Annotated in this window: 6 protein-coding genes; 3 read left to right on the top strand and 3 right to left on the bottom strand. The window is 74.6% G+C overall.

Annotated features, from left to right (window positions below):
* Window positions 1-398: 398 nt before the first annotated feature.
* From WMJ97_RS13910 to WMJ97_RS13900, 3 genes are all read right to left on the bottom strand, one after another.
* A complete protein-coding gene (locus WMJ97_RS13910) occupies window positions 399-1,529 on the bottom strand; it encodes a CPBP family intramembrane glutamic endopeptidase (protein ID WP_347349605.1) in 1,131 nt (376 codons plus the stop codon).
* A gap of 67 nt (window positions 1,530-1,596) precedes the next feature.
* Entirely contained in the window at window positions 1,597-1,827 is a 231-nt protein-coding gene (locus tag WMJ97_RS13905; RefSeq protein ID WP_347349604.1) for a hypothetical protein, read from the bottom strand.
* 65 nt (window positions 1,828-1,892) lie between these two features.
* Window positions 1,893-2,939: a LacI family DNA-binding transcriptional regulator gene (locus WMJ97_RS13900; protein ID WP_347349603.1), complete on the bottom strand. Its 1,047-nt coding sequence runs from the start codon at window positions 2,937-2,939 to the stop codon at window positions 1,893-1,895.
* Between the two features lie 133 nt (window positions 2,940-3,072).
* On the opposite strand from WMJ97_RS13900, the gene WMJ97_RS13895 reads away from it, so the two are divergent.
* Genes WMJ97_RS13895 through WMJ97_RS13885 form a run of 3 tightly spaced genes read left to right on the top strand, consistent with a single transcriptional unit; the run spans window position 3,073 to window position 6,186 of the window.
* The gene (locus tag WMJ97_RS13895) at window positions 3,073-4,221 is read left to right on the top strand and encodes a ThiF family adenylyltransferase (RefSeq protein WP_347349602.1); all 1,149 of its coding nucleotides are present in this window, start codon (window positions 3,073-3,075) and stop codon (window positions 4,219-4,221) included.
* A 16-nt stretch (window positions 4,222-4,237) separates the two neighbouring features.
* Window positions 4,238-5,347, top strand: coding sequence for an FAD-dependent monooxygenase (locus WMJ97_RS13890; RefSeq protein ID WP_347349601.1), 1,110 nt, complete (start codon window positions 4,238-4,240; stop codon window positions 5,345-5,347).
* Window positions 5,344-6,186, top strand: a complete 843-nt coding sequence (locus WMJ97_RS13885) for a PhzF family phenazine biosynthesis protein (protein WP_347349600.1) — start codon at window positions 5,344-5,346, stop codon at window positions 6,184-6,186. Before WMJ97_RS13890 ends, WMJ97_RS13885 begins: the two co-directional genes overlap by 4 nt.
* Window positions 6,187-6,525: the final 339 nt, after the last annotated feature.

Here is a 6,525-nt window from a genome sequence, read left to right as displayed (position 1 = left end):
TCGGGGGCGCGTGGGCGCCAGACGGCTGGGCGGAGGCCCGTGGGCGCCAGACGGCTGGGCGGAGGCCCGTGGGCCCGGGGGCGAGTGGCCCGGCGGGCGGGTCCGGGAAGAGCGCCGGGGGTGGGCGTGGGGCCGAAGCGGCGTGCGACGCAGACGTGGACAGCGACCGCCTCACGTCGGCACGTGGAGGCGTGGGCGCGTCGGCGAAGGACCGATACGGCACGGCACCTGCAAAGCAGTGCGCGATGCATCAAACCTCACGCTGTTCTCACTGATGGCGCGAAATCCAGTGCGCAGCCGTTCGCGCTCGAAGGAGGCGCGCTCCGACACGGCGGTGCGGCCGCCCATGAGGACGGCCGCACCGATGAGGGTCCTTCTGCCGGGAGGGGTCGGGCCGGTCAGCCCTGGCGCTCCCCCGACGGGACGCCGCCGCCGGCCGCTGCGGCGTCGGAGCGGGCCTCCACATCGCCCGGGTCTGCCTCCGCCGTCCGAGGGGCGGGGACGTCGTCGGCGCCGTCGGCGTCCGAGCGCGGGGACAGGGCGTCCGAGCGCGGGGACTCGGCGCTGTGCGGGGACACGGCGTCCGAGCGCGGGGACAGGACACTGCGCGGGGGCACGGCGCTGCGCGGGGTGCGGTGGCGGGCGGTCCACCACCAGACGACCGCGGCGATGACGATCGACGACGCGATGGGCAGCAGCATGAACGGCCCGCCGACGCCGGCCTGGCGGTTGGCCATTTGGCCGAGGTCCTGGCCGGCCCAGACGCCGACCCCCAACGCGACCATGTTGTTCACCACGTGCATCGCGACGCCGGCCTCGAGACCGCCGGTCCGCCAGGCGATGACGGTCAGCGCCAGCCCGAACGAGAGGTAGTGCGCGTTGAGCCAGGCGTCCCCGGCGCCGTGCGCGACCATGAAGACGAGCGAGCTCACCAGGCCACCGGCGATCAGCGCGGCCCGCCCCCCGCGGAACCAGCCGCCCACCGCCCGGGTCAGCAGGCCCCGGAACGCGTACTCCTCGCCCGCGGCCTGCAGCGGCGTCGTCAGCAGGCAGACGAGCAGGAACGCCCCGGCGTCCCGGCCGCGGTCCCCGGCCCCGAAGCCCTCCAGCACGCCCGTCGCGTTCACGAGCAGATACACGGGCACCAGCACCAGCGCGACACGCACCAGCAGGCCCCAGCGCACCCGCCCGACAACCGAGTGCAGGCTGGCCGCCTCCCCGTACAGCAGCCGCTGAATGCCCAACGACAACGGGATCAGCGCCGCCCACGTCAGATTGACGGCGAGGAACATCAGCGGCGTGATCCGGGACGGCCCCTCGCCGAAGCCGGTCGGCAGGCCGAGCAGCGTCGAGAACGCGAGCGCGCCCACCGACAGGCCGACGGTCACGATCACCCAGCCGCCGACGAGCAGCGCGATCGCGACCGCGCCGCGCCACCAGGGACGCCCGGCCAGGAAGCCGGCGTATTCGCGCTCACCCGCCCGGACGCCTTCGGGATTCTTGGTCTGCAAGGAGTGGTTCTCGTTCATGCCTCCATGCTTCCCACCGGACGCCGCCCCGAGCAGTGCCACCCTTCATCGGTTCGGGTGACATCTGTCACGCCGGACGCTCCTGCGCGCGAGCCCAACGCAACGCCGCCTCCGCGGCCCGGCGCACCACGGCGGCGACCCACCGCCGCACGGCGCGACCCGCCCGACTGGACGCCGCCCCCGCGCCCGACACCGCTGCGCCCGACACCGGCGCGTCCATCACCGGCGCGCCCGGCAGCGCGGACGCCGCCTCACGACGGGCGTTCTCGACGAACGGGGCATGGCTGTAGAAAGACATGGCGATTTCTCCTCGCTAGAAATGTCTGGAACGGGGTACCGGAAAGGGCCGGCAGGACGACGGGCCTACCTGGCGGGGCCCGTGCTCCTCCGGACGACCAACTCGTGCGGCAGCGTCACCCGACGCGGCTGCCGGTCGGGGTCGAGCAGCAACTCGGCCGCGAGGCGTCCCTTGTCGCGGATGGGCTGCCGGATCGTCGTCAGGCCCGCCGCCTCCGCCAGGTGGGGCAGGTCGTCGAAGCCGGCGACCGAGACGTCGCGTCCCGCGACGAGGCCGCGGGCGTCCACGGCCTCCAGGACGCCGAGCGCGATCACGTCGCTGACCGCGATGATCGCGGTCGGCCGGTCCGCGCGGTCGAGCACGAGCGGAGCCGCCGCCCGGCCGGCCTCGCGCGAGTTCAGCCCGCCCACGACCACCGACGTCTCCGCCCCCTCCAGCCCGGCGAACAGCCCGCGCCACCGCTCCCACGAGTCGAGGAAGCCGCGGTTCCGGACGTCGGCCACGAGCCGCTCGAACTCCGGCACCGCCAGCTCGACCGGCACGTCGGCGTCCTCGTCGAGGGTCTCGACGATCACCGCGACTCGCTGGTGCCCGAGCCGCCGCACGTGCCGGGCCAGGTCCTGCCCTGCCGCGAAGTCGTCGATGGTGACCTGGTCTCCGACGTCGCTCGCCGACGTCACCACGACCGGTAGCCCGCGCTGCCGCGCCGCGTCGATCGCGTCGTTGGACGCGCACAGGCCCGCCAGGCCGTCGAACGCGGACCGCTGGACGGCCTCCAGCGACCCCGGGCTGCCCACCGGCACCGAGAGCAGCACGACGCTCGCCCCTCGCGCCTCCATCGCCTGGCTGAAACCGGCCAGCCACACGGTGCAGAAGGGGTCGGTGAACGCGTAGCTCAGCCGCTCGGCGAACACGACCGCGTACGTGTTCGACCGCCCGGCGCGCAGGTTGCGGGCGCGGGCGTCCGGGCCGGCGTAGCCCATCTTCTCCGCCCGGGCGAGGATGCGCTCGCGCAGTTCGCGCGACAGTTGATCCGGACGGTTGAACGCGTTCGACACCGTCATGACCGACACTCCGCACACCTCCGCGATGTCTTTCATCGTGACGCGCATCCTGCACCTCCTCCTCTTCGTCCTCTTCGTACCCCGTTCGTCGAGCATCTCCAGGGTGATCTGTATCGTTACAGTGCGCAACGACCCCCGGCACTTTATCGATCAAGAAGACCCGCGCGACTAGGCTGCCCCCATGCCGCTGCCGCCCCTCGTCGACCCCGCGCCGCCCCTCACCCCCGCCGAGCGCGAGCGCTACGCGCGGCACGTGCTGGTTCCGGCGATCGGGGACGCCGGGCAGCGCCGGTTGCGCGCGGCGCGCGTCCTGGTGATCGGCGCGGGCGGCCTCGGCTCCCCCGTCCTGCTGTACCTGGCGGCCGCCGGCGTCGGCACGCTCGGCCTCGTCGACGACGACGCCGTCGACCTCACCAACCTGCAGCGGCAGGTCATCCACGACACGGCCGCCGTCGGGACGCCCAAGGTCGCCTCCGCCGCGGCTCGCGTCCGGGCGCTCAACCCCGGCGTGACGGTGACCGAGCACGCCGAGCGGCTCACGGCGTCCAACGCCCACGACCTGCTCGGCGGCTACGACCTCGTGGTCGACGCCACCGACAACTTCCCGACCCGCTACGTCGTGAACGACGCCTGCGCCGCGCTCGGGCTGCCGTTCGTCTGGGCGGCGATCTACCGCACCGACGCCCAGGTCTCCCTGTTCTGGAAGAACCCACCCGCCGGCGCCGACACGCCCGGCGTCGACCTGCGCGACCTCTTCCCCGCCCCGCCCGACCCGGCGCTCGTCCCGAGCTGCGGCGACGCCGGCGTCCTCGGAGCGCTGTGCGGGCAGGTCGGCTCGATGATGGCGATCGAGGCCGTCAAGCTGCTGTGCGGCGTCGGCCGGCCGTTGCTCGGGCGCGTCCTGTTCCTCGACACGCTCGCGACGACGATCACCGAGCTGCCGCTGCGCCCCCGCGCCGACGACGGGACGCCGCCCGCGTCCTCCGCAGGCGCCTCCGGCGAGCCGCCCGTCGTGCCCGAGATCAGCCCGCGGGAGCTGGCCTCCCTGCTGGACGCCGGTCGCGCCCCGCGGCTCATCGACGTCCGGGAGCCGGCCGAATGCGACCTCGGCATGCTGCCCGGCGCGACCGCGATGCCGCTCGCCGGGTTCCTCGCCGACCCGCCCGACGTCGCGCCCGGCGAGGAGGTCGTCGTCTACTGCAAGGGCGGCGTCCGGTCGGCGCGCGCCGCCCAGGCCCTGCTCGCCCGCGGGCCGGCCCGCGTCCGCAGTCTCGCGGGCGGCATCCTCGCGTGGCGGGACGAGGTCGATCCGTCGCTTCCGCGCTACTGATGGCATCATCGCCCCCATGGACGTTCTGGTCATCGGAGGCGGGCTCGGCGGGCTGGCGGCCGCGCACGGGCTGATCGACGCGGGCGCGACGGTCACGGTCGCCGAGCGGCGGCCGGCCGACCGGCGCGAGGGCTCGGGCCTGTCGCTGTTCGGCAACGGGCTCGACGCGCTGGCGTCCGTGGGCCTGCTGGAGCACGTCGAGCGGCTCACCGGAGGCGTCCCGCCGACCGGCGGCGGGGTGCGGCGTCCCGACGGCTCCTGGCTCGCACGCCCGCCCGCCGCGTCGTACGCGCGGCTGCGGGTCGTGCATCGCGCCGAACTTCGGGACGCCCTCGTGGCCGCCCTGCCCGACGGCACCGTCCGGCACGACACGACGGCGGGCGTCCTGGACGCCGCCTCCGGCCTCGCCGACGTCGGCGGCGAGCAGCGCACCTTCGACCTCGTCGTCGGCGCCGACGGCCTGAACTCGCGCACCCGCCTCGCCCTCGACCTGCCCGGCGCCCCGCTGTGGGCCCGCTACGGCTGCTGGCGCGGCGTCACGCCCGAGCCGGTCAAGGCGGTCGTCCCGGGCGAGACGTGGGGCCGCGGCAAGCGGTTCGGCGTCGTCCCCCTGCCCGACGGCCGCGTTTACTGGTTCGCGGTCCGCGGCGGGCTGCGCGGCGAGCGTCCGGGGGATCAGCGGGCCCGCGTCCTGGAGGAGTTCCGCGGCTGGCACGACCCGATCGCCCGCGTCGTCGAGGCGACGCCCGCCGAGGGCGTCTTCTGGCGGCCCATCGACGAGCTGGCCCCCGACCTGCCGACGTTCGTCGCCGGCCGCGTCGCGCTGCTCGGGGACGCCGCCCACGCCATGACGCCCAACCTCGGCCAGGGGGCCAACCAGGCCTTCGAGGACGCCGCGACCCTCGCCGCGCTCGTGGCCGGCGGGGCGGGCGTCGAGGAGGCGCTCGTCCGCTACGACGCGGTGCGGCGTCCGCGGGCGCAGAAGATCGCCGCCCAGGCCCGCGCGCTCGGACGCCTCGCCCAGGCGGGCGGCGTGGCCGGGGCGCTGCGCGACCGGCTCGTCGCCGCGGCGCCGGCGTCCGCGATGGCGCGGGGGATCGAATCCGTGCAACGGTGGGAGCCATGAGCCCACACCGCTTCACCCAGGTCGACGTCTTCTCCGACGAGCCGTTCGGCGGCAACCCCGTCGCGGTCGTGCACGACGCCGACGGCCTGCCCGACGACGAGCTGGCCCGCTTCGCCTCCTGGACGAACCTGTCGGAGACCACGTTCCTGCTCGCCCCGACCGATCCGCGCGCCGACTACCGGCTCCGCATCTTCACCCCCGGGCGCGAGCTGCCGTTCGCGGGCCACCCGACCCTCGGCTCGTGCCGCGCGTGGCTCGCGGCGGGCGGCGTCCCCCGGACGCCCGGACGCATCGTCCAGCAGTGCGGCGCCGGCCTGATCGAGGTCGCGGACGCCGACGGCCGCCTCGCGTTCGCCGCGCCGCCGCTGGTGCGCTCGGGCGCGGCCGACGGCGAGGTCGTCGAGCGCGCCCTGCACGCGGTCGGCCTGGGCGAGGACGACGTCGTCGGGGCGAACTGGGTCGACAACGGCCCCGGCTGGCTCGGGCTCCTGCTCACGGACGCCGCGGCCGTCCTGCGCGCCCGTCCCGATCGCGCGCTGCTCGGCGACCTGTCGCTCGGACTCGTCGGGCCCCACCCCGCCGGGGCGGACGCCGACGTCGAGGTGCGCGCGTTCGACGCCGACCTCCCGCCCCTGGAGGACCCGGTCACCGGCAGCCTCAACGCGGGCCTCGCGCAGTGGCTCATCGAGGCCGAGGTGCTGCCCGGCCGCTACGTCGCCGCGCAGGGCACCGCGCTCGGCCGCACCGGCCGCGTCCACATTAACGGGGACGCCGACGCGATCTGGGTCGGCGGGACGACCGCCGCCCGAATCACGGGAACGGTCGATTTCTCGCGATAAGAATGAGAAAGCGCGAATATGAATCGCGCGCGCAACGACAAGAAATGTCGTCGTGATATGCGACAGCGGCCCCTCCGGGTTCCCCCGCCCAAGAGAGGCCGCTGCTCGCTCAAACCGGTTCTGACTTGGTCAGGGCCTTCGCCGGCTGGTGTCGCGTTTGGTCCGAGTGCGACTCGAATCGACCGAGCAGAAACCCCCCAGCTCGCCGCCGATTCGGCTGGAACCCCGACCCCCCGATCGGGCTTCCGTTAACAAGTATGCACCGAATAAGGACGTCCGATTACCACCTTGGACGACCCTGGATAGACGATTCAAAACAGGGACAGCGCATTGTCCCCC

The organism is Nigerium sp., assembly GCF_039811905.1.
Taxonomy (GTDB): domain Bacteria; phylum Actinomycetota; class Actinomycetes; order Propionibacteriales; family Propionibacteriaceae; genus Propioniciclava.
This window is presented reverse-complemented; position numbering and strand designations above follow the sequence as displayed.